Raw genomic sequence first — 23,376 nt, forward strand, 5'->3', positions numbered from 1 at the left:
TATGCCGAAAATAAGCAAAATTGAACCGACTGTGCCTGCCATAAAGCAACTAAAAAAAGTGGCGGCTTATGCCAGAGTATCCATGCAGTCGGAGAGAATGATGCATTCCATTTCCGCGCAGGTCAGCTATTACAGCAAGCTGATTCAGAAGAATCCCGATTGGGAGTACGCGGGTGTTTATGCCGATGATTTTATCTCCGGCACGAATACGGTAAAGCGTGATGAATTCAAGCGTATGCTTGCCGACTGCGAGAAAGGAAAAATAGACATCATTCTTACAAAGTCCATTTCGAGGTTTGCCAGGAATACGGTTGACCTTTTGAAAACGGTAAGAGACCTCAAAGCCAAGGGTATCGAGGTGAGATTTGAAAAGGAAAATATAAATTCCATGAGCGGTGACGGTGAACTTATGCTTTCCATCCTTGCATCATTCGCCCAGGAAGAGAGCCGTTCCATTAGCGAGAACGTTCGCTGGGCAACCAAGAAACGCTTTGAACAAGGTATTCCGAACGGTAAGTTCAGAGTTTTTGGATATCGATGGGATGAAGACCAGCTTGTGATAGAGCCAAGTGAAGCCGCAATCGTCAAACGCATTTTTCAGAATTTCCTTGACGGCAAGTCAAGGCTTGAAACGGAAAAGGAGTTTGCTGCCGAGGGCATTACCACGTCAAACGGATGTCGATGGGTGGATTCTAACATTAAGGTGGTGCTTACCAATATCACCTACACAGGGAATCTTCTCCTGCAGAAGGAGTTCATCGAGGACCCTATCACAAAGCATCGCAAAAAGAACCGTGGCGAATTGCCGCAGTATTTCGTGGAGAATACCCACGAGCCAATCATCGATATGGAAACATTCCAGTATGTGCAGGATGAGATTGCAAGGCGAAAAGAACTGGGTGCATTGGCGAATAAGAGCCTGAACACCACCTGCTTTACGGGAAAAATCAAATGCCCTCACTGCGGTGTCAGCTATATGCACAACAAGCGTACCGACCGTGGCAACTATCTTGAGTTTTGGTGCTGTGGTTCGAGAAAGAAAAAGGGTGGCCGCTGTGAGGTTGGCGGGAGCATTAACCATAAGAATATGGTCAAAGCCTGCACCGAGGTGCTGGGATTAGAAGAATTCAATGAGGAGATTTTTCTTCGAGAGGTTGACCATATCGATGTTCCAAAACGTTATGTGCTGGAGTTTCATATGACAGATGGCAGGGTTATCACAAAGGACTGTCCAAACACAGGACATAAGGATTGCTGGACGGCAGAATATCGTGCCAAAACTTCTGCCAAGAGAAGAAAGAACGGTACGAACTGCAAAGGCTCATCCTGTTTTACTGGAAAAATCAAGTGCAAGAATTGTGGATGTAATTTCCGCAGAGCCACACAGCCGTCAGCCACGGCGGAAAGCGGAAAGGTCAATTACTGGCGATGCTCCGAACACAGCAATGGCTGTCAAACGGCAGGCTTGCGTGAGGATGTACTTATACCGCTTCTTGCAGATACCCTTGGAATGGCAGAGTTTGATGAAGCGGTGTTCAGAAAGACCGTGGACTACATTTCAGTGCTGACGGATAAGGACTTGGAGATTCACAAAAAGGACGGCACGGTAACGGCAGTGATTTATACACCGCCTGCTCCAAAGCGACTGCCAAGGACAGAGGAACAGAAAGCACATATGCGAAGCCTTATGAAGGAAAAATGGACTCCGGAGCGAAAAACCGAGATGAGTGAACGAATGAAGCAGATGAGAAAGGAGCGTGGCGAAAATTGGCGCAAAGAAAAGTAACGGCTATTCCTGCAACCATAAATAAATTTACCGCCACTCCGGTCAACAGCAGGAAGAAACGTAGGGTGGCAGGTTATGCCCGTGTCAGCACTGACCATGAAGATCAGGTCACAAGCTATGCGGCACAGGTAGATTATTACACGAATTATATCAAAGGCAGAGAGGATTGGGAGTTTGCCGGGATATATACAGACGAAGGAATATCTGCGACTAACACCAAAAAACGAGATGGCTTCAAACGCATGGTGGCAGATGCCCTGGCAGGTAAAATCGACCTTATCATAACAAAGTCGGTTAGCCGATTTGCACGAAATACAGTGGACTCCCTTACTACCATCCGAAAGCTGAAGGAACATAACGTGGAGTGCTATTTTGAAAAGGAGAATATTTGGACTTTTGACAGTAAGGGCGAACTGCTCCTCACCATTATGAGTTCACTGGCGCAGGAAGAAAGCCGCTCCATTTCCGAGAACGTCACATGGGGACACAGAAAGCGTTTTGCTGACGGAAAAGTCAGCTTCGCCTATTCCCGTGTGCTTGGTCTTGAGAAGGGACCTGATGGGAATATCGTGGTCAACCAAGAACAGGCAAAAATAGTGAAGCTGATATTCAGAAGATTCCTTGAGGGCATGACACCACACAGCATAGCAGTGGAACTGACCGAAATGGGCATAAAATCCCCTGGCGGCAAGGACAAGTGGAACGGAGCAACCGTCCGCAGGATGCTTTCCAATGAGAAGTACAAGGGTGATGCCTTGCTCCAAAAGGAATTCACGGTGGATTACCTGCAGAAAAAGACCAAGAAAAATGAGGGCGAAGTTCCGCAGTATTATGTGGAGGGCAACCACGAAGCCATTATCGAGCCAAGCGTTTATGATTTGGTGCAGGTGGAACTTGCCAAACGCTCCAAGAAAAACGAAGCAAGGTACAGTGGGGTCAGCATCTTCTCAAACAAGATAAAATGTGCCGAGTGCGGCAGTTGGTACGGCTCCAAGGTCTGGCATTCCAATGACAAGTACCGCAGGGTCATTTACCGCTGCAACCATAAATTCGATGGAAACAGAAAATGCGAAACACCTCATGTTACGGAAGAAGAAATCATCGCTGCTTTTATCAAGGCAATGAATACCCTTATTACCGAGAGAGATGAAATCATAGAAAATATTCAGCTTATACGGCAGACGGTTTGCGATGTCACTGCTTTGGAGCAAGAACAGGACAAATTTCGCAGCGAGATGGAAATTGTGGTGGAACTGACCCAAAGCTGTGTGGCGGAGAATGCGAGAACCGCACAGAACCAGGAGGACTACCAGAAACGCTATGACGGTTTGGTAGAGCGATACGAAAAGGTCAAATCAAGGTACGATGCTATAGTGGAAGCCATCGAGGAAAAGCAGGCTCATTATGAAAAACTGGGCATTTTCATTGACACCCTTGAAAAGCATGGAGAGCCTATCACGGAATTTGATGCCGGGATGTGGGGCAGCATGGTTGAGTACATTACGGTTGATAAGGATAAGAAAATGACCGTCACATTTAAAGACGGCTCGGAAGTACAGGCATAAAACTGAACAGAGATATACATGGACACCTTGCTGAGATGCAAGGTGTTTTGTGGTTGTTGTATAAATAGCAAAGGCAAATTATAACTATAAATTGTGGAAGAATACGAATTTAATATTGAAACATTGACAAGTTTCTATGTGTGCGATATAATTATTACAGTTTTAAGAAAGGGGTAGATGAAAAATGAGTTACAAGGCAGATGTAAAACTAATCAAGGCTCTTGCTGACGAGAATAGGTTATCGATTCTTGAACTTCTGCAAGACGGAGAAAAGTGTGGATGTGTTCTGCTGGAAGAACTTCATATCACACAGCCAACTTTATCACACCATATGAAAATATTATGTGATGCAGGTATCGTAGATAGCTGCAAGGATGGAAAATGGATGCACTACTCTCTTTCGTTGGAAGGCAGTAAACGATTATTTGATTTGGTTCAGCACTATACAATTAGCGAAAATGATTATAAAAAATATAAGAAATGTGATTCCTGCAGAGAGGAATAAGATTAGGCAATCTTCGGATTGCCTATATCATAATTCTATATATAGACACATATAAATGAATAAATGGGATGGAGGCTGTTATTTATGAGTGTGATAAAAGCAATAGGAGAATTTATTCAAAATCAAGTTCTTGGTATGAAGTGGCTGAATGCCCTTATTGGAGATTTGCTGAGTAGTCTGGGGCTTGATGTGACTGGGCGAATTGGCGGCAGTGTGCAGTTTTTTATATATGATGTTGTAAAAATTACAATACTGCTTTGTTTCTTAATCTTTCTGATTTCCTATATTCAGAGTTTCTTCCCGCCGGAAAGAAGCAAAAAAATCATGGGAAGATTCCATGGAGTATGGGCAAATATCATTGGAGCCTTGCTGGGTACAGTTACACCGTTTTGTTCCTGTTCATCCATTCCACTATTTATCGGATTTACAAGTGCCGGACTGCCACTTGGTGTGACATTTTCGTTCTTGATTTCTTCGCCAATGGTAGACCTTGGTTCACTGGTACTTCTGATGAGTATTTTCGGATGGAAGATTGCCATTGTGTATGTCATAGTTGGTCTGATTGTTGCAGTTGTAGGTGGTACGATTATCGAAAAACTCCATATGGATAATCAGGTGGAAGAATTTATTCGTAAGGCATCCGCAGTAGATATTGAAACAGAAACGCTTACAGTAAAAGAAAGATTAGAATATGCAAAGGATCAAGTCGTTTCTACATTTAAGAAGGTGTTTCCTTACATTTTGATTGGTGTAGGTATCGGTGCAGTCATTCATAACTGGATTCCGGAGGAATGGATTGAGATGGTGCTTGGTTCCAACAACCCATTTGGTGTTGTGCTTGCTACATTACTTGGCATTCCGATGTATGCGGATATTTTTGGTACAATTCCAGTTGCAGAAGCACTGCTTGGTAAAGGCGCACAGCTTGGCACAGTACTATCCTTTATGATGGCAGTAACAACATTATCTCTACCTTCTATGATTATGTTACGTAAGGCTGTAAAGCCAAAGCTGCTTGCTACCTTTATTGCAATCTGTACAATTGGTATCATATTGGTGGGATATGGATTTAATGTATTCCAATATTTATTTATCTAAAACAGGAGGAGATTCAGTTATGACATTATTTAATTTTGGAAAGAAAAAAGAAGAGAAGAAAGCACCTGCTTGTGCTTGTAACTGTAGCTGTCCGACATCGGAAACGACAGAGATTACAAACGATTGTTGTGCTGAAGCAGGGAATGGTATATGCTGCATTAAAGTTCTTGGCAGCGGATGTAAGAATTGTCACGACTTGTTGGAAAATACCAAGGAAGCGGTAAAGGTAATGGGACTTTCTGTCGAAGTAGAGTATGTTACAGATATGCAGAAAATTATGGAGTACGGAGTAATGAGTATGCCTGCTCTTGTAGTCAACGAAAAAGTTGTTTCTATGGGAAAGGTTATGAAAGCCGCAGATGTAGAGAAACTGCTTCATAAACTGGGATTCTAAAGGAGGGGCGTCATGAGCAGACAGAAAAGTGAAATCAGCTTTTTTAATCACTACCTGACAGTCTGGGTGTTTCTGTGCATGGTGGCAGGTGTTTTGATTGGAAAATTTCTGCCTGCTGTCCCTGCCTTTATGAATCAGCTGACGGTTGCGGGTATATCTATTCCCATTGCCATTCTCATTTGGGTGATGATTTATCCCATGATGATGAAGGTAGATTTCCAGAGTGTGAAACAGGTAGGGAAAAATCCAAAGGGATTGATTGTTACATGGATAGTGAACTGGCTCATTAAGCCATTCACCATGTATGGAATTGCCAGTTTCTTTCTCTTTGTAGTATTCAAAGCATGGATTACACCGGACATTGCAACACAGTATCTGGCAGGTGCGGTTCTCCTTGGAGCAGCACCATGTACGGCGATGGTCTTTGTTTGGAGTACTCTTACAAAAGGCAATCCGGCATATACCGTGGTGCAAGTGGCAACCAACGATTTAATCATACTGGTTGCATTTGTGCCTATTGTGAAGTTCCTGTTAGGAGTATCCAATGTGACAGTTCCATACAGTACATTGATTATCAGCGTTATCTTGTTTGTTGTCATTCCGCTGATTGGCGGAATACTAACTCGTGTTACTTTGATAAAAAAGAAGGGTCAGGAATACTTTGATAACATTTTCGTTCATAAGTTTGATAATGCAACTATCATTGGATTACTTCTTACTTTGGTGTTAATTTTTGCATCTCAGACAGAAGTAATTTTATCGAATCCGCTACACATTGTGTTAATTGCAGTACCACTCACAATTCAGACATTTTTGATTTTCTTTATTGCATACTTTGCCTGCAAACTTTGGAAACTTCCCCATGATGTGGCGGCTCCGGCGGGAATGATTGGCGCATCTAACTTCTTTGAATTATCTGTTGCAGTTGCGATTGCGCTGTTTGGAACAACAGGTCCTGCGGCATTGGCTACAACAGTGGGTGTTCTCACGGAAGTTCCTGTTATGCTGACATTAGTAAAGATAGCAAATAGGACTAAAAATTCATTTGCACAGAAAGGAGATAATAGATGAGCAAAGCATGGTATCCAGTCATTGATTATGACAAATGTGTTGGCTGTATGGCTTGCAACAATATGTGCCGACACGGAGTATATAAGCCGAATGATGAGAATGGAAAGCCGAGGGTTGTGTATGGAATAGGCTGCGTTCATGGCTGTCACGGATGTGAGCGGCAATGTCCGGCTGCAGCAATTCACTATTTTGGAGATAATGGTACATTAGATATTGATTATGATTTTGAGTCCTATAAGCCTGAACTTGAATGTGATGGAAAACCGAAGGTAGCATTCGTCTGTGTGCATAATTCCTGTCGAAGCCAGATAGCAGAGGCATTAGGAAAGAAACTGGCATCCGATGTGTTTGAAAGCTATTCTGCCGGAATAGAACTGAAAGACCATATCAACCCTGATGCAGTTCGCATGATGAAGAAGCTGCATGGCATAGATATGGAGCGAACCCAACATAATAAGCTGATTAAAGATATACCGCAGCCAGATGTAGTCATCTTCATGGGATGCAATGTAAGCTGCCCAAATGTTCCATCTCAGTATGCCGAGAATTGGGGGCTGGATGATCCTTCTGGAAAGAGCGATGATGAGTTTGAAAAAACGATTCAAGCGATTTTTGAGAATGTAGAAAAACTGAAAAGAAAACTAAGCTGAGAAGAATACCGCCCTTGTTGATGTGAAGTTAACTGGCGGTATTTTTGCTTGTGAAATCAAACATTTCCGATTATAATAAAATAGATATTTTTTTTGCAAATTACGGAGTTATGAAAAGATATAGGCCTTTGCACCCAATCGTTACCACCGTGTGCAAATGAACACGGCATCGTTAAATTATGCACCCACTAATGGGTGTGCGTGTTCATCGTTAAAAGGTGTACCGTTACATTGTATCATTTTTAGAACGGCAACAGACCCCGCTTGCGGTACTTTCGGATTTATGATTTCAGCAAGTCAATATGTCAGAGATAACACAGATGATTTCTTTTCACTTGACGCTGATATGGCAAGATTTGAGAAAGAAGAAGCTTTTACAGGTTGTGAACTTGTACATGACACGCATCGTCTTGCTTTGATGAATGCTATGCTTCACGATATTGACGGTCAGATTGTTTTAGGCGATACACTTTCTAATATCGGAAAATCAATGAAAGGATATAATCTGATTTTAACAAATCCTCCGTTTGGAACTAAGAAAGGCGGAGAGCGTGCAACACGTGATGATTTTACGTTTCCGACAAGCAACAAACAGCTTAATTTTCTCCAGCACATTTACCGTAGCTTAAAGACTGACGGTAAATCGCGTGCTGCAGTTGTTTTGCCTGATAACGTATTGTTTGCGGATGGTGACGGGGAGCGTATCCGTAAGGACTTGATGGATAAGTGTAATCTTCATACGATTCTCCGATTGCCTACGGGAATCTTCTACGCACAGGGTGTGAAGACAAACGTTTTATTCTTTACAAGAGGTAAGACCGATAAGGATAATACTAAAGAAGTTTGGATTTATGACTTGCGTTCTGATATGCCTTCTTTCGGTAAGACAAATCCATTGAAGAAAGAACATTTTGATGAGTTTGTTAAGTGTTATGCTGACGGAGATTTAAGCAAGCGTAAGGAAACATACAGTGAGGAAAATCCTAATGGGAGATGGCGTAAATTCACAATAGATGAGATTATGGCTCGTGATAAGACAAGCCTTGATATTACATGGATGAAGATTAATAACGGTGCAGATGACCGCACCCTTGCAGAACTGCTTCAGGAAATCAAGGAGAAGTCAGCTAATATTGTGAACGCTGTTGCCGAATTGGAAAAAATAATAGGCGAGGTGGATGAGTAATGGATACCAAAGCATTAAGGCAAAAAATATTGGATTTAGCAATCAGAGGTAAACTTGTACCGCAAGATCCAAATGATGAGCCGGCGTCTGTTCTTTTGGAGCGTATTCGTGAACAAAAGAAACAGATGGTTAAGGACGGAAAGCTAAAACCTAAGGATATAAAAAAAGATACTGTCATTTTCAAAGGTGATGATAATTTGCATTATGAGAGGTTCAACGACGGTACCGTAAAATGTATCGAAGATGAGATACCATTTGAGCTACCAAAAGGGTGGGAATGGGAACGTCTTGGATATCTAGCACAGTATAAAAAAGGACCTTTTGGAAGTAGCATTACTAAAGCAATGTTTGTTCCAGACATTCCAGATGCTGTTAAAGTTTACGAGCAAAAAAATGCAATTAACAAGGATGCAACATTAGGTAGTTATTTCATTTCTGCTGAAAAATATGAATCACTGAAAGGTTTTGAGGTGTTTCCTAACGACATCATCGTCAGCTGCGCTGGCACAATCGGAGAAACTTTTGTATTACCAATAGGAATGAGAAAAGGCATTATAAATCAAGCATTAATGAAAATTTCTTTATTTGATTTAGAAACTATGGATTTTTATTTAACGTATTTTGATTTCAAACTAAAGAGTGCAGTACAGGAACAAGGACATGGTATCGCATTAAAAAATATTCCACCATTTGATGTACTAAAAAAATATTTAATTCCGATACCACCTATTCAAGAACAACATCGAATTGTTACTGCTGTAAACAATTTGATTTCTAAGGTGGATTTTATCAATACTGATAGTGATGCAATTGTTAACTTAGTTTCACAGATCAAATCCAAAATCCTTGACCTTGCTATTCGTGGCAAACTTGTACCACAAGATCCGAACGATGAGCCGGCTTCTATGCTTCTTGAGCGTATTCGTGCAGAAAAAGAAGAACTCATCAAGCAAGGTAAAATCAAGCGTAATAAGAAGGAATCTGTCATCTTCAAAGGTGATGATAACTCTTACTATGAAAGTATTGGAGATGAAACAACAAATATTGATGATGAAATACCATTTGAATTACCGCAAAATTGGGAATGGAGTAGATTGCAGACTATTTGTTATCCTATAACTGATGGAACTCATAAAACCCCCACATATTCTGATACAGGTTATATCTTTTTGTCAGCAAAAAATATAACTACAGGAAAAATTAATTGGAATGATGTTATGTATATTCCAAAATCTTTGCATGATGAACTATATTCAAGAATATCACCGCAAATAAATGATATATTACTTGCGAAAAATGGAACCACAGGAGTTGCTGCAATAGTAGATAGAGAGTGTGAATTTGATATTTACGTAACATTGGCTCTTTTGAGAGTAATAAGCAATAACGATATTTTGCCACAATACTTACTAAAAATACTAGCAAGTAATACCATTCAAGATTATTTTAATAGTTCTCTAAAAGGAATAGGTGTTCCTAATCTTCATCTTGAACATATTAGAACTACTCTTATTCCTATTCCACCTATAAATGAACAAAAGCGAATATCTAAGAAAGTTGATCAATTATTCTTTCTGCTTGATTCCATCGCAAAAAATGCAAATTAACATCTTAGCCGCCCTCATCCGAGGACGGCTGAATGTTTTTTACCAAGTTACAATTTTATTTACAAGTTCTTGTTGTTCACTGGCGGTACGGCGAAGATAAATTCGTGTTGTTTCAATACTTTCATGCCCCATAAGATCAGCCAATAAAGCAATATCATTATATTTTTCAAGAAAATTCTTTGCATATCTGTGGCGGAATGAATGAGGATAAACCACTTTTTTATCAAGTCCGTATTTTTCGGCATAGTTTTTAAGCTGTTGTGAAATTCCGCGGGTGGTAATTCTATTGCCATATCTGTTAAGAAACAAATAACCGGAAGAACGCTGTGTGTCATTCAGCCACTCGAGAGTTTCTTTCTTTAATTTTTTCGGTATGTACAATCGTCGAAGCTTTCCGCCTTTAGTGTATAAATCGAAATATCCGATTTCGATATGCTCAATTTTAATTTGAATCAACTCGCTTACTCTTGCCCCTGTAGCAGCTAAATACCAGACAACGAAATACCATTCCATATTGCCGTCCTTTTTGAGTTGCTTTTTCAGAAAATTATAATCTGCATTGCTGATAACATTTTCTAAAAAATTCTTCTGCTGTACCTTTACAGCTTTTAACTGCAACTGCTGTTTTTTCAAATATTCCAAGTACTTGTTCATCGCTTGTATACGCAAATTCACCGTCTTTGGCTTGAAAAATTCCATTAAATAACCTTTGTATGCAAGTAAATTTTCTTTGCTTACAGTGTCATAATGTTCCAAAAAATAATTCACTGTCCACAGATAAGATGTAATCGTGTTTTCTGATAAATTCCCCTTTCTCAAGTATTCCTCAAATGTTTGCTTTGCCTTCATAAAAAAGACACCTCCGATAAAATATTTTTGCGAAATAGTCGCTCTAATATTATATCGAAGATGTCTACAATCCTCTTATGTTGAATTTCTGTCACTATGTGTTGAACATTCTATAATTGAATATCATTTCTTCGAATCTCAGTTGAGTTCCTTTTCAATATAACTTAAATCTGTAAGCAGAGTATTGAGTTTTTTCACTATCCTATGTTGTTCCGCTAATGGTTGGAGTGGAACAATAGCTCGTTTAAGCATATCCTGAGTAAGCTGATTGATTGTGGTAGAGTTACTATCATCGAAAATACTTCTAAAGAAATTGGAACGAAGAAAATGAATAATATAACCAAAATATGGTGTTCTGTATATTGCCATAAATGCCCCAAATGATGCTTGTTCATCTAACTCAGGAATTAAAGCACATTTTCCTACAAGAGTACGACTTCCATTTCTGGCACATATTAAAATATCGTTTTTCTGAACGAATTGATTTGTTCTTATTGAAGTTTTTACACGCACTAAATCGGTAAGATTTATTTTCTCATTTACAATATTACATGAACGCAAAACCATAATTCCTTGAGTATCAATATCGGCAGGACGATAGGTAAGACCAATATTTGTCGTACCAATCATCAATAAGTTGCACCATTCCCAACCTTCAGGAAGCTCAAACGTAAGTTGCTCATTAAGACAATTCAGCTTTCCGTCAGGCATCTTCTCATAATAAGAGTTATCATCACCTTTGAAGATGACAGATTCCTTCTTATTACGCTTGATTTTACCTTGCTTGATGAGTTCTTCTTTTTCTGCACGAATACGCTCAAGAAGCATAGAAGCCGGCTCATCGTTCGGATCTTGTGGTACAAGTTTGCCACGAATAGCAAGGTCAAGGATTTTGGATTTTGCGGTCTGTATAAGTTCAGATAAATCTTCTTGTTCAAAAGAAATAATATCGGCAATCTTCAAAAGATTATTAGCAACCGAAACAATTCGATTTTGCTCTGCTTGTGATGGCAATGGAATAAAGAGTTCTTTTAGTGCAGTTCCATTGCAGTTTGGTTGTCCAACACCTATTGCCTTACCAGTGACTTGTTTCCAATAGCAATAACTATTAAAAAATTGATAAATGTAATTTGCTGAGATACCCTTTATAAGCCTTATTCTAATGAGATACGATGCATATACAGAATCATATGGCAAATCAGTAATTAAAAAAGATTTACCAACAGTAGCTCCAGTACGTGCGAATACTATATCATTTTTATGGAGCAAATATTTTTTTGCGGCATCTGTATTAGTAAAAGGGACAGACTCCCAATCCACATAACCATCCTGAATATCTGTAATTCTTAGCAGTCGATAGTCACCAGTTGATTCAGCAGAATTACTTAAACCATATTGAATAACATCAGTAATGCACCCTAACTTCGTCCACACCCACCCCTCTGGCAAGTTGAAAGGGATTTCATCTTCGATACATTTTACGGTACCGTCGTTGAACCTCTCATAATGCAAATTATCAAATTATGTACCACTCCAAAAAAATTAAACTTTTTATAGCATAGTGGTTTTAATACTGCCATGCTATTTTTGATTTTTGCTAAACGTATATCAAAAAGTGTGGATATACTCAAGACGCCTGCTGTAACCGCTAATAAGCGAAATAACAGGAGATTGGCAAGGCGAACTTACAAATAGCTTTTCGTACAGATAAAGCATTGAACTATTTGCACTTTGAATGGAGTGAATAGCTATGAATGCTAATCCGATTTTGTTGCAAAAGAAATATGCTCGTGTGGTGGAACTTTTTTGCAAAGAAAAATGCAATCACTATTGAAAAAGCATTGGATATTTTTATCATTCACAGTTGTATGAATTAATGAGTAACGGTGTATCTGATATGCATTGTATGAGCGATGAATATCTTGTACAGGAATTGATTAATGAATAAAAAGAAGTGAATGGTTAAGGATAATAAAAATATTATCAAATCACAATTTTTATTTTACAATACACAACCCCAATAAACCGCATTGTTAAGCCATTTCAAAGCATTTGTTTGGAACCGAATTAATGGTAATGCGACATTCTTCAATCCTGATGTTGTAACTAAGTTTGATGTTGTGGCAATAGGTAAATATGCAGATAAGGTAGAAGTTCAAAAAGAATTGAAAAACAATAAAATAACATTTACAATAACATCTGCGGATAATAGTGATTTACCTGAAGTTACATTGTATACTGCAGAATATGATGAAAACGGCGAATTGTTAGGAGTTAAATTAAATAATGGTGAAGTAGCAGACGGTACTTTGACAATCACTTCAGATTTCCCGGAAACATCAAATTATAAATTTATGTTGTGGGATGATACTAAATGCCCATTAACTAATACAATAACAACTGTCAATTAAAAGAATTCTTTAAAATTTAATAAGGTTGTCGCAAACTATTGCAACAACCTTATTTTTTTGGTATAATGTAATCTAAATGAACAGAAAAAAGAGGTAATTATTTTGAAAAGAACGGATTTTTATTATGACTTGCCCGAAGAACTTATTGCACAAGAACCTTTAAAGGACAGAAGTTCTTCAAGGCTTATGATACTTGATAAAAATACAGGTGAAATTGAGCATAAGCATTTTTATGATATAGTCGATGAACTAAATGAGGGTGATGCACTTATATTGAATGATACAAAGGTACTTCCGGCACGCCTGTACGGTCAAAAGGAGGGCACGGGCGGTGCTATTGAATTTTTGCTTTTGCATAAGCATACGCTTGATACTTGGGAAGTGATTTTGAAACCTGGCAGAAAAGCTAAACCCGGCGCAAGATTTGTTTTTGGCAACGGTGAGCTTAAAGCAGAGGTTTTGGACGTTATAAATGACGGTAACAGACTTGTTAAGTTTGAGTATGAGGGAGTATTTGAGGAGGTTTTGGATAAACTCGGAGAAATGCCTCTGCCTCACTATATAACACATAAACTTGAAGATAAAAACAGATACCAAACAGTGTATGCAAAAAATCCCGGCAGTGCGGCGGCACCTACGGCAGGACTTCACTTTACACCTGAATTGCTTGAAAAGATTAAGGCAAAAGGCGTTAATATAGGTTATGTAACACTTCACGTCGGACTCGGAACATTCAGACCTGTTAAAGCCGATGATATACTTGAACATAAAATGCACTCGGAATTTTATATACTTCCGCAGGAAACAGCCGATTTGGTAAATAAAACAAAATCAAACGGTAAACGTGTAATTTCTGTCGGAACAACTGCTACAAGAGTTTTGGAAACGGTCGGAATGGAAAACGAAAAACTTGAACAAAAAACAGGCTGGACGAATATATTTATTTATCCGGGTAAGGAATTTCACGTTATAGACGCGCTTATAACAAACTTCCACTTGCCTGAATCAACACTTATAATGCTTGTAAGTGCTTTGGCGGGCAGAGAAAATGTGCTGAATGCCTATAAAACAGCGGTACAGGAAAAATACAGATTTTTTTCATTTGGCGATGCGATGTTTATAAAATAAAGGAGATACGAAATGTTTAAAATTTTGCATACTGACGGAAATGCAAGACGCGGTGAATTTCATACGGTACACGGAGTTGTACAGACGCCCGTTTTTCAGAACGTCGGAACAATAGCGGCAATAAAAGGTGCGGTAAGTACAATGGATTTAAAAGAGATAAGATGTCAGGTTGAACTTTCAAATACCTATCATTTACATCTAAGACCGGGCGACAAAGTTATAAAACAGCTTGGCGGGCTTCACAAATTTATGAATTGGGACAGACCTATTTTAACGGACAGCGGCGGTTTTCAAGTGTTTTCACTTGCCGGTTTGAGAAAAATAACAGAAGAAGGCGTCAGCTTTAATTCACATATTGACGGTCACAAAATATTTATGGGACCTGAAGAAAGTATGCAGATACAGTCAAACCTTGCGTCTACCATAGCAATGGCATTTGACGAATGTATTGAAAATCCCGCACCGTACAAATATGTAAAGGACTCATGCGACAGAACGTACAGATGGCTTGTTCGCTGTAAAAAAGAGATGGAAAGACTTAATTCGCTTGACGATACAATTAACAAAAATCAAATGCTTTTCGGTATCAATCAAGGCGGAACTTTCGATGATATAAGAATTGAGCATATGCAGAGAATTGCGGAACTTGACTTACCGGGATATGCGATAGGCGGTTTGGCGGTTGGCGAGAGCCACGAAGAAATGTATCATATTCTTGATGTTGTACTTCCTCATGCACCTGTAAATAAGCCGAGATACTTAATGGGTGTCGGAACACCGTCAAATATTATTGAATCGGTTGCAAGAGGTGTAGACTTCTTTGACTGTGTTATCGCGTCAAGAAACGCAAGACACGCATTTATCTTTACAAGAAACGGCACAATGAATTTAATGAACCAAAAATATGAACTTGATACAAGACCGATTGACGAAGAATGTGGTTGTCCTGCTTGTCAGCACTATACGAGAGCATATATAAGACATTTGTTCAAGGCAAAAGAAATGCTTGGAATGAGATTGGCAGTTCTTCATAATTTGTATTTTTATAATGAGCTTATGGAACGCATCAGAAAGGCGATAGAAGAGGACAGATTTGAAGAATTCAGACGTGAAAATGTTGAAAAGCTTGCACAAAGACTTTAATAGTGCAAAAACTATAATTAAATGACAATTCTATATTGCTTTTTTGTGAAAGTTTTGGTATAATATTATACAATATGAATAACAATTTAAGGAGGATACCATAGATGAGAGCAAAGTATAAGAGAGTGCTTTTAAAAATAAGCGGAGAGGCACTTGCGGGAACAAATGGATTTGGACTTGATGAGCATACTATTGCACATATCAGTGAGAACATAAAGAAAATTGTGGACATGGGTGTACAGGTTTCAATCGTTGTAGGCGGAGGAAACATCTGGAGAGGACGAAGCAGTGAGAATATGGACAGAACAAGAGCTGACCATATGGGTATGCTTGCAACTGCGATAAATGCGTTGGCACTTTGCAGTGCACTTGAAAACTGCAATGTACCTACAAGAGTGCAGACTGCGATTGAAATGCGACAGGTGGCAGAACCTTATATCAGAGGTAAGGCTGAAAGACATCTTGAAAAGGGCAGAGTAGTAATATTCGGCTGCGGAACAGGTAATCCGTTTATGTCAACAGATACAGCCGCCGCACTTCGTGCAGTTGAAACAGATTCACAGGTTATATTGCTTGCAAAGAAAGTTGATGCAGTATATGACAGCGACCCTAATATAAATCCTGACGCAAAGAAATATGATGTACTTTCATTCAGTGATATACTTTCAAAAAATCTCGGCGTAATGGATTCAACTGCGGCATCAATGTGCCGTGATAATAATATGCCTATACTTGTTTTCGGTCTTAGCGACCCTGAAAACATTGTAAGAGCGGTAAAAGGCGAAAAAATAGGTACACTTGTAAATAATGAGGGAAAACTTTAGGATTAATTGATATATTTAAGGAGGAATTTTAAAATGGGTAAGTATCCTGAAATTGAAGAAAAGATGGAAAAAAGAATAAACGGTTATGCGGGTGAATTAAAGACAATCCGTGCAGGACGTGCAAACGCGTCTGTACTTGATAAAGTTGCTATTGATTACTACGGCACAATGACGCCTGTCCAACAGGTAGGTTCAATCTCATCACCTGAACCGAGATTACTTGTTATTCAACCTTGGGACGCAAGCGTTTTAAAGGAAATCGAAAAGGCAATCAATGCGTCTGACATCGGTATAGCACCACAAAATGACGGTAAGGTTATAAGACTTAACTTCCCTCCGCTGACAGAGGAAAGAAGAAAAGAACTTGTTAAGACTGTAAAGAAGTATACAGAAGAAGCTAAGGTGCAAATTCGTAACGCAAGACGTGACGCGATTGATAAGTACAAGGCTATGAAGAAAGACGGCGAAATCACAGAGGACGATTTGAAAGAAACAGAAAAGGATATACAAGACTTGACAGATAAGTATATTAAAGAAATTGATAATATCAGTGCCGCAAAGGAAAAAGAAATCCTTGAGGTTTGATAATTAAAATCACTACGCATATGACCGGCAGGCTAAGTCTGCCGGTATTGTGCTAAATAGAGAGGTATCGTATGTTTTTTTCAAAGAAAAAGAAAATCAATGAAATAGATATGTCAAGACTTCCGCAGCATATCGGAATTATAATGGACGGTAACGGCAGATGGGCGAAAAAAAGAGGCTTGCCGAGAAGTACCGGACACAGTGCCGGAGCGGATTCACTGAAAAAAATTATCACAGAGGCAAATAATCTCGGTGTAAAGTATATAACGGTATATGCTTTTTCAACAGAAAATTGGAAACGACCGAAAGAAGAAGTTGACTATCTTATGTCGCTTTTGCTTGACTATCTGAGAAATGCCGAAAAAACTCTTTCGGGAGAGAATGTTGTTATTCGTGTAATCGGTTCAAGAAAAGGTCTGTCCGAAGAAATTTGCCGGCAGATTATAAAGACAGAGAATTTTACAAAGAATAATACAGGAATTGTTATGAATATCGCTCTTAACTACGGCGGTCGTGAAGAAATTGTCAATGCAGTGAAAAATGTCTGTAAGGATGTTACGGACGGCAGGCAGAATGTTGATGATATAGACGATGAAGTTTTTTCAAGCTATCTGTATACCGAAAATCAACCTGACGTTGACTTGCTTATCAGAACAAGCGGTGAGCAGAGATTGTCAAACTTTATGCTTTGGCAGGTAAGCTATGCTGAAATGTGGTTTACCGATAAGCTATGGCCTGATTTTAAACCGACTGATTTACATAAGGCTATAATCGATTTTCAAAACAGAGGCAGAAGATTTGGGGGTGTGTAAAAATGGTTAAGAGAATTATAACGTCGGTGGTCGCATTGGCGGTATTTGTTGGTATACTGTTTTTACCGCCTATATGCTTTACAGTTGCACTTGCGGCGGTTATATTGTTTATGCTATATGAGTGTTACAGTGCGACAAAAGCCGATGTCGGAATGAAAACTATCGGATTTATTTCCGCTGTCATATTGATGTCATCAATTTATTTTTGCAAAGCAATAGAGTGGGATACTTTTGCATGGGCAACTGCGTCAATAGGTATAATTTTTATCATAGCACTGCATATGATTACAGTAGTGGCAAAGCACGGTAAAAGAAATTATAAGGATATACTTTCAAACGGTTTCTTAACTATATATATTGTACTTTCGATGAGTTGCGTGTGGCTTGCAAAAGAAACGTTTGATACAGCAACAATGCTTTTAACATTTATATGTGCGTGGTCGTGTGATACGTTTGCATATTTTACAGGCAGATTTTTTGGCAAACACAAGCTGATACCTCATGTCAGCCCAAATAAAACGGTTGAAGGTTCAGTTGGCGGTGTTGTCGGTGCAATGGTTATCTGCATTGTGTATCTTTTGATTGTGAAAAATGTATTTGATACAAATATGTTGACGTGGAGTAATGTAGTTGTTGAGGGTGCGGTTTACGGTCTTGTAGGCGGTGCATTGTCACAGCTCGGCGATTTGATTGCTTCGGCTATCAAACGCGATACAGAAATAAAAGATTTCGGTTGGATATTCCCGGGACACGGCGGATTTATGGACAGATTTGACAGCGTTATGTTTATAGCACCTATAATGTTCATATTGCCGATAGTAATTTTTGGAGTTATGTAGGGAATGTCAAATTAATTGGAGAAAAGACAAATGGAATTTGAAAAGAAAATAGCGGTATTGGGGTCAACAGGCTCAATCGGTACACAGACTCTTGAAATTGCCCGCGAATACAAGGGCATAAAAATAGAGGCAATGTCTGCACATTCAAATATTGATTTGATTGAAAAACAGGCGAGAGAGTTTAAACCGAAAACGGTGTGCATTACCGATGAAGAAAAGGCTAAGGATTTAAAAATCAAGCTTGCCGATACCGATATAAAAGTAGTACAAGGAAAAGAAGGTCTTATAGAAACGGCAACGGCTGACGGTGCTGATACGGTTGTAACCGCGGTTGTCGGTATTTCGGGACTTGAGCCTACAATAGAGGCAATAAAGGCAAAGAAAAATATTGCTCTTGCGAATAAGGAAACCCTTGTAACAGGCGGTCATATCGTTATGGATTTGGCAAAGGAAAACGGAGTTGCGATACTTCCGGTAGACAGTGAACACAGTGCGATATTTCAGTCACTTCAAGGCTGTAAGGACAGACGCGAAGTAAAGAGAATACTTTTAACCGCATCGGGCGGTCCGTTCTTTGGGAAAAAACGTGAAGAACTGGTTGACATAAAACCTGAGGACGCATTAAAACACCCTAATTGGAATATGGGTGCAAAGGTTACGATAGATTCATCAACGCTTGTCAATAAAGGACTTGAAGTGATGGAGGCAAAGTGGCTTTTCGGAACGGATAACATAAAAGTCTTGGTGCACAGACAAAGCGTTGTACATTCAATGGTTGAGTTCGTGGATAACGGAGTAATTGCACAGCTCGGTGCACCTGATATGAGACTTCCTATACAGTACGCATTGACGTATCCGAACAGACTTCCGATGAAGAATAACGAACTTGACTTTACAAAGTATCCGTCACTTACATTTGACGAACCTGATACAGACACGTTTTATGCGTTGAAATTGGCATATGACGCACTTAAAGACGGCGGTATAAAACCGACTGTATTTAACAGTGCCGATGAGGCGGCGGTTGAGTTGTTTATGCAAGGTAAAATATCTTATCTCGGTATATCCGACGCTATCGCAAAGGCAATGAGCGAGATTAAAAATATCGAAAATCCGACAATTTCGGATATATGGGAAACAGATAAGTTAGCCCGTGAGATTGTATATAGATTTGAAAAGGAGAGTTTAATTTGATAACTGCGATTGTATCTGTTGTAATGTTCCTTGTAATGGTTTCACTGCACGAATTCGGTCACTTTATTGTTGCAAAAATGCTGAACTTTAAAGTCGATGAATTTTCTGTCGGAATGGGACCTGCAATATTCAAGAAAAAGAAAGGCGAAACACAATACTCAATAAGAATTTTGCCGCTTGGTGGTTATTGTAAATTTGAGGGCGAAGATGAAGCCGACAATACCGATCCGCGAGCTTTTTCAAATCAAAAAGCATGGAAAAGATTGCTTGTGCTTTTGGCAGGCGGTGTTTTTAATATTATTTTGGGTTTTGTACTGTTTCTTGTTATCGTTCCGTCAACGTCGCCTGCACGAACAAATGTTATTGATACGGTTGTTCCGCACAGCTATATAGAACAAGTCGGAGTACAGCCGAATGATAAGATTATAAAGATTAACGGAAAGAAAATTAATTTCTATAATGATATTTCACTTTATGCTCAAAATTTCAAAAAAGACGAACAGGCAACCGTAACGGTTTCAAGAAACGGTGAAAAAATCGACTATTCATTTATGCCGACGGAGCAAATTGTCAAAACAACTTACGGAGAAAACGGCGTACAAGTTGACAGTACAATAAACGGATACACAACAGGTCAGTTTGTGGAATATTCCGATAAAATGCCTAAGGACGATTCACTTGTAGGTCAGTCGGAAACAAGCACAAGATATATAATAGGCTTTACACCTAAAACAAAGGATATAACGATATTTAATGTTTGGGGAGAGGCTTTAAATGAAACCGAATTTGTGGTTAAGCTTGTGTATCAGTCATTCTGGCAGATGATAACAGGTAAGGTCGGAGTAGACCAAATGTCAGGACCTGTCGGAATTGTAAGCGAAGTGAACAACGCGGTTAATTCGGGCAGTTACAGTTGGCTTTATGTGCTTAACTTGGTTGCACTTTTGACAATAAATCTCGGAATATTCAATCTTCTTCCGATACCTGCACTTGACGGCGGAAGAATATTGTTTGTACTGATCGAAATGATACGCAGAAAGGCTATTCCGCCTGAAAAAGAGGGGGTAGTTCATGCAGTCGGAATGTTATTGTTATTGGCATTCATTGTGTTCGTATCATTCCACGATATAATGCGTTTATTCAATAAGTGAGGTTAATATTTATGAGAAAACAAAAAAGAATTGTAAATATAGGCGGTGTGAAAATCGGCGGTGACAATCCCGTTGCAATTCAGTCTATGTGTAATACTGACACAAGAGATGTCAAAGCAACGGTAAATCAGATACATGAACTTGAAAATGCAGGCTGCGAGATAATTCGTGTTGCCGTGCCTGATATGGTTGCGGCTAAAGCCGTAGCGGATATAAAAAAGCAAATTCATATACCACTTGTTGTCGATATACATTTTGATTATCGTCTTGCGTTGGAATGTATGAAAAACGGTGCGGATAAAGTCAGAATTAATCCCGGCAATATCGGTGACCGCGACAGAGTAAAGCAAGTTGTCGAAATGGCAAAGGAAAGAGAAATCCCTATCAGAATCGGCGTCAACGGCGGTTCGCTTGAAAGAGAATTACTTCAAAAATACGGCGGTGTAACAGCCGACGCACTTGTGGAAAGTGCTATGGGACACGTTGCAATTCTTGACGAACTTAATTTTAATAATGTGGTTGTGTCAATTAAGATTTCAGACGTTCCGAAAATGCTTTGCGCATACAGAAAATTCAATGAAATATCGGATATTCCGTTGCATATCGGTGTAACCGAATCAGGTACGTTAAAAGGCGGAACGGTTAAATCGGCTGTCGGAATTGGTGCACTTTTGGCAGAAGGAATAGGCGATACTATGCGTGTTTCGCTTACGGCAAACCCTGTTGAAGAAATTTATGCAGCGTATGATATTCAAAAGGTTTTGGGTATGAGAAAAACAGGTGCGGAGATAGTTTCGTGTCCGACTTGCGGAAGAACTCAACTTGACCTTATTTCAATCGCAAACGAAGTTGAAAAACGTGCCGCAAATATTGATAAGCCTATTAAAATCGCCGTTATGGGTTGTGCGGTAAACGGCCCCGGTGAAGCGAGAGAGGCTGATATAGGAATTGCAGGCGGAAAAGGTGAGGGACTTATTTTTAAAAAAGGCGAGATTATAAAGAAAGTACCTCAAGACAGCCTTGTCGATGAACTTATGAAAGAAATAGAAACATTATAATACGAGAGGATTGGGATATATTGAAGAAGTATCTTGTTATAAACGGCGTAAACTTAAATATGCTTGGTATCAGAGAACCGGGAATATACGGAAACAGCACTCTTGACGATTTGGAAAAAAACATTAGAAAAAAAGCAGATGAACTTGGTGTTGAGGTTGATTTTTTTCAAAGTAATTTTGAGGGTGAAATCGTTGAAAAAATACACAGTGCAATGGGTAATTACAACGGTATTATAATAAATCCGGGGGCATTTACTCATTATTCGTATGCTATCAGAGATGCGTTCGGTTCGGTTAAAATGGACGTAATCGAAGTACATATTTCAAACATCCATAAACGTGAAGAGTTCAGACATACATCTGTTATCGTACCTGAATGTATAGGACAGATTTGCGGTTTGGGATTTAAGGGGTATGAACTTGCATTGGAGGCATTGGTATGCAGAGCAGAATAGATAAACTGTGCGAAAAAATGCACGATAACGAGGCGGTTTTTATATCAAGCTATCCGAATATATTTTATTACAGTGGTTTCACGTCAGAGGACGCATATTTACTTATTTCGCACAGCGGCAAGTATATTATCACAGATTCGCGATACACAATACAGGCGCGTGAGCAAGCAAAAGGCTTTGAAGTGATTGATATTGCAAAAGGTTTTGAAAAAATATTTTCAAGAATAGACGAAAAATATATAGGTTTTGAAGAATCATATATGAGCGTCGGAGAAAATAAGCGAATAAGAGCAAAACTAAAAGACGGACAAGATTTTGTTGAAATGCAAAATCTTATAAACAAACCGCGAGAAATAAAAGACGAATGCGAAATTAAAAAAATCGCAGAGGCTGAAAAAATTGGCGATATGGCATTTGAATATGTTTTAGGCAGAATTAAAGAGGGAGTAACCGAAAGAGAAATAGCACTTGATTTGGAGTTCTTTATGAAAAAACAAGGTGCGACTGCATTGTCGTTTGACACTATTTCCGCATCGGGTATTCGTTCGGCAATGCCACACGGCATAGCTACCGATAAAAAAATCGAAAACGGAGATTTTCTTACTTTGGATTTCGGCTGTGTTTTCGAGGGTTACTGTTCGGATATGACAAGAACAGTAGTTGTCGGCAAAGCGAATGATAAACAAAAAGAAATTTACAATACAGTTTTAAAAGCGCAAACCACTGCAATAGACGCAATTAAAGCAGGTATGAAGTGCAGTGAAGTGGACGGAGTGGCACGAAAGATTATAACCGCAGCAGGTTACGGTGAAAACTTCGGTCACAGTCTTGGACACAGTGTCGGTATTGAAATTCACGAAAATCCGTCATTTTCACCGAAAAACAATGCTGTTGTGCAAAACGGTAACGTAATTACGGTTGAACCGGGAATTTATATAGACGGTTTCGGCGGCGTAAGAATTGAAGATTTAATCGTTGTACAAAACGGTAAAGCGGTAAATCTGACATCATCACCGAAAGAACTTATTGAAATTTAATACAGCTCAAAAATCACATCAATTTTGA

Annotated in this window: 22 protein-coding genes and 2 pseudogenes; 22 read left to right on the plus strand and 2 right to left on the minus strand. The window is 39.2% G+C overall.

From position 1 onward, the window contains the following. Position 1 precedes the first annotated feature (1 nt). From ACSAMO_RS00380 to ACSAMO_RS00425, 10 genes and pseudogenes are all read left to right on the plus strand, one after another. On the plus strand, positions 2-1,786 hold the full coding sequence (locus tag ACSAMO_RS00380) for a recombinase family protein (RefSeq protein WP_499209533.1): 1,785 nt from the start codon (positions 2-4) through the stop codon (positions 1,784-1,786). Next, entirely contained in the window at positions 1,768-3,351 is a 1,584-nt protein-coding gene (locus ACSAMO_RS00385) for a recombinase family protein (RefSeq protein WP_499209534.1), read from the plus strand. The genes ACSAMO_RS00380 and ACSAMO_RS00385 overlap by 19 nt, the downstream gene beginning before the upstream one ends. 184 nt (positions 3,352-3,535) lie before the next feature. Next, on the plus strand, positions 3,536-3,856 hold the full coding sequence (locus ACSAMO_RS00390) for a metalloregulator ArsR/SmtB family transcription factor (RefSeq protein WP_148461418.1): 321 nt from the start codon (positions 3,536-3,538) through the stop codon (positions 3,854-3,856). A gap of 84 nt (positions 3,857-3,940) precedes the next feature. Beyond that, positions 3,941-4,954, plus strand: a complete 1,014-nt coding sequence (locus ACSAMO_RS00395) for a permease (protein ID WP_499209535.1) — start codon at positions 3,941-3,943, stop codon at positions 4,952-4,954. A 19-nt stretch (positions 4,955-4,973) separates the two neighbouring features. Then, entirely contained in the window at positions 4,974-5,348 is a 375-nt protein-coding gene (locus tag ACSAMO_RS00400) for a thioredoxin family protein (RefSeq protein ID WP_499209536.1), read from the plus strand. 12 nt (positions 5,349-5,360) lie between these two features. Continuing rightward, complete coding sequence (arsB, locus tag ACSAMO_RS00405; RefSeq protein WP_499209537.1) at positions 5,361-6,419, plus strand: ACR3 family arsenite efflux transporter; 1,059 nt, start codon at positions 5,361-5,363, stop codon at positions 6,417-6,419. Further along, a pseudogene (locus tag ACSAMO_RS00410) lies at positions 6,416-6,493 on the plus strand (4Fe-4S binding protein); the annotation flags it as partial. The gene arsB and the pseudogene ACSAMO_RS00410, both read left to right, overlap by 4 nt. 138 nt (positions 6,494-6,631) lie before the next feature. Next, positions 6,632-7,069 carry an arsenate reductase/protein-tyrosine-phosphatase family protein gene (locus ACSAMO_RS00415; RefSeq protein WP_499210107.1) on the plus strand — a complete coding sequence of 146 codons (438 nt, stop codon included), beginning with the start codon at positions 6,632-6,634 and terminating at the stop codon, positions 7,067-7,069. A 256-nt stretch (positions 7,070-7,325) separates the two neighbouring features. Further along, positions 7,326-8,255 (plus strand): annotated as a pseudogene (locus ACSAMO_RS00420) (HsdM family class I SAM-dependent methyltransferase); the annotation flags it as partial. Then, positions 8,255-9,862, plus strand: a complete 1,608-nt coding sequence (locus ACSAMO_RS00425; RefSeq protein WP_499209538.1) for a restriction endonuclease subunit S — start codon at positions 8,255-8,257, stop codon at positions 9,860-9,862. The pseudogene ACSAMO_RS00420 and the gene ACSAMO_RS00425, both read left to right, overlap by 1 nt. 39 nt (positions 9,863-9,901) lie before the next feature. Here ACSAMO_RS00425 and ACSAMO_RS00430 read toward each other — a convergent pair whose 3' ends face one another. Both ACSAMO_RS00430 and ACSAMO_RS00435 read right to left on the minus strand, forming a co-directional pair. Then, positions 9,902-10,711 (minus strand): tyrosine-type recombinase/integrase, encoded by an 810-nt coding sequence (locus tag ACSAMO_RS00430; RefSeq protein ID WP_499209539.1) that lies wholly within the window; start codon positions 10,709-10,711, stop codon positions 9,902-9,904. A gap of 138 nt (positions 10,712-10,849) precedes the next feature. Continuing rightward, the gene (locus tag ACSAMO_RS00435) at positions 10,850-12,145 is read right to left on the minus strand and encodes a restriction endonuclease subunit S (RefSeq protein ID WP_499209540.1); all 1,296 of its coding nucleotides are present in this window, start codon (positions 12,143-12,145) and stop codon (positions 10,850-10,852) included. A gap of 596 nt (positions 12,146-12,741) precedes the next feature. Between ACSAMO_RS00435 and ACSAMO_RS00440 the strand changes: the two genes are divergently transcribed. The 12 genes from ACSAMO_RS00440 to ACSAMO_RS00495 all read left to right on the plus strand — a co-directional run bounded on the left by ACSAMO_RS00440 (position 12,742) and on the right by ACSAMO_RS00495 (position 23,348). Beyond that, on the plus strand, positions 12,742-13,122 hold the full coding sequence (locus ACSAMO_RS00440) for a hypothetical protein (RefSeq protein WP_499209541.1): 381 nt from the start codon (positions 12,742-12,744) through the stop codon (positions 13,120-13,122). A 102-nt stretch (positions 13,123-13,224) separates the two neighbouring features. Continuing rightward, entirely contained in the window at positions 13,225-14,250 is a 1,026-nt protein-coding gene (gene queA, locus ACSAMO_RS00445; protein ID WP_482489901.1) for a tRNA preQ1(34) S-adenosylmethionine ribosyltransferase-isomerase QueA, read from the plus strand. 12 nt (positions 14,251-14,262) lie between these two features. Beyond that, on the plus strand, positions 14,263-15,393 hold the full coding sequence (gene tgt, locus ACSAMO_RS00450; protein ID WP_482489903.1) for a tRNA guanosine(34) transglycosylase Tgt: 1,131 nt from the start codon (positions 14,263-14,265) through the stop codon (positions 15,391-15,393). A gap of 104 nt (positions 15,394-15,497) precedes the next feature. Continuing rightward, positions 15,498-16,217, plus strand: coding sequence for a UMP kinase (gene pyrH / locus ACSAMO_RS00455; RefSeq protein WP_022229233.1), 720 nt, complete (start codon positions 15,498-15,500; stop codon positions 16,215-16,217). Between the two features lie 33 nt (positions 16,218-16,250). Beyond that, positions 16,251-16,802 carry a ribosome recycling factor gene (gene frr / locus ACSAMO_RS00460; protein ID WP_117968097.1) on the plus strand — a complete coding sequence of 184 codons (552 nt, stop codon included), beginning with the start codon at positions 16,251-16,253 and terminating at the stop codon, positions 16,800-16,802. Positions 16,803-16,873: 71 nt separating this feature from the next. Further along, complete coding sequence (uppS, locus tag ACSAMO_RS00465; protein WP_118446261.1) at positions 16,874-17,614, plus strand: undecaprenyl pyrophosphate synthase; 741 nt, start codon at positions 16,874-16,876, stop codon at positions 17,612-17,614. Positions 17,615-17,616: 2 nt separating this feature from the next. After that, on the plus strand, positions 17,617-18,453 hold the full coding sequence (locus ACSAMO_RS00470; protein ID WP_499209542.1) for a phosphatidate cytidylyltransferase: 837 nt from the start codon (positions 17,617-17,619) through the stop codon (positions 18,451-18,453). Positions 18,454-18,483: 30 nt separating this feature from the next. After that, positions 18,484-19,647 carry a 1-deoxy-D-xylulose-5-phosphate reductoisomerase gene (locus ACSAMO_RS00475; protein ID WP_499209543.1) on the plus strand — a complete coding sequence of 388 codons (1,164 nt, stop codon included), beginning with the start codon at positions 18,484-18,486 and terminating at the stop codon, positions 19,645-19,647. Beyond that, entirely contained in the window at positions 19,644-20,798 is a 1,155-nt protein-coding gene (locus tag ACSAMO_RS00480) for a M50 family metallopeptidase (RefSeq protein ID WP_499209544.1), read from the plus strand. The genes ACSAMO_RS00475 and ACSAMO_RS00480 overlap by 4 nt, the downstream gene beginning before the upstream one ends. A gap of 11 nt (positions 20,799-20,809) precedes the next feature. Then, positions 20,810-21,856: a flavodoxin-dependent (E)-4-hydroxy-3-methylbut-2-enyl-diphosphate synthase gene (gene ispG, locus ACSAMO_RS00485; protein ID WP_147514529.1), complete on the plus strand. Its 1,047-nt coding sequence runs from the start codon at positions 20,810-20,812 to the stop codon at positions 21,854-21,856. A gap of 20 nt (positions 21,857-21,876) precedes the next feature. Further along, positions 21,877-22,311 carry a type II 3-dehydroquinate dehydratase gene (gene aroQ / locus ACSAMO_RS00490; protein WP_482489907.1) on the plus strand — a complete coding sequence of 145 codons (435 nt, stop codon included), beginning with the start codon at positions 21,877-21,879 and terminating at the stop codon, positions 22,309-22,311. Beyond that, positions 22,296-23,348 (plus strand): M24 family metallopeptidase, encoded by a 1,053-nt coding sequence (locus ACSAMO_RS00495; protein ID WP_499209545.1) that lies wholly within the window; start codon positions 22,296-22,298, stop codon positions 23,346-23,348. Before aroQ ends, ACSAMO_RS00495 begins: the two co-directional genes overlap by 16 nt. Positions 23,349-23,376 lie beyond the last annotated feature (28 nt).

This window comes from Ructibacterium sp. SJQ-7, assembly GCF_054696575.1.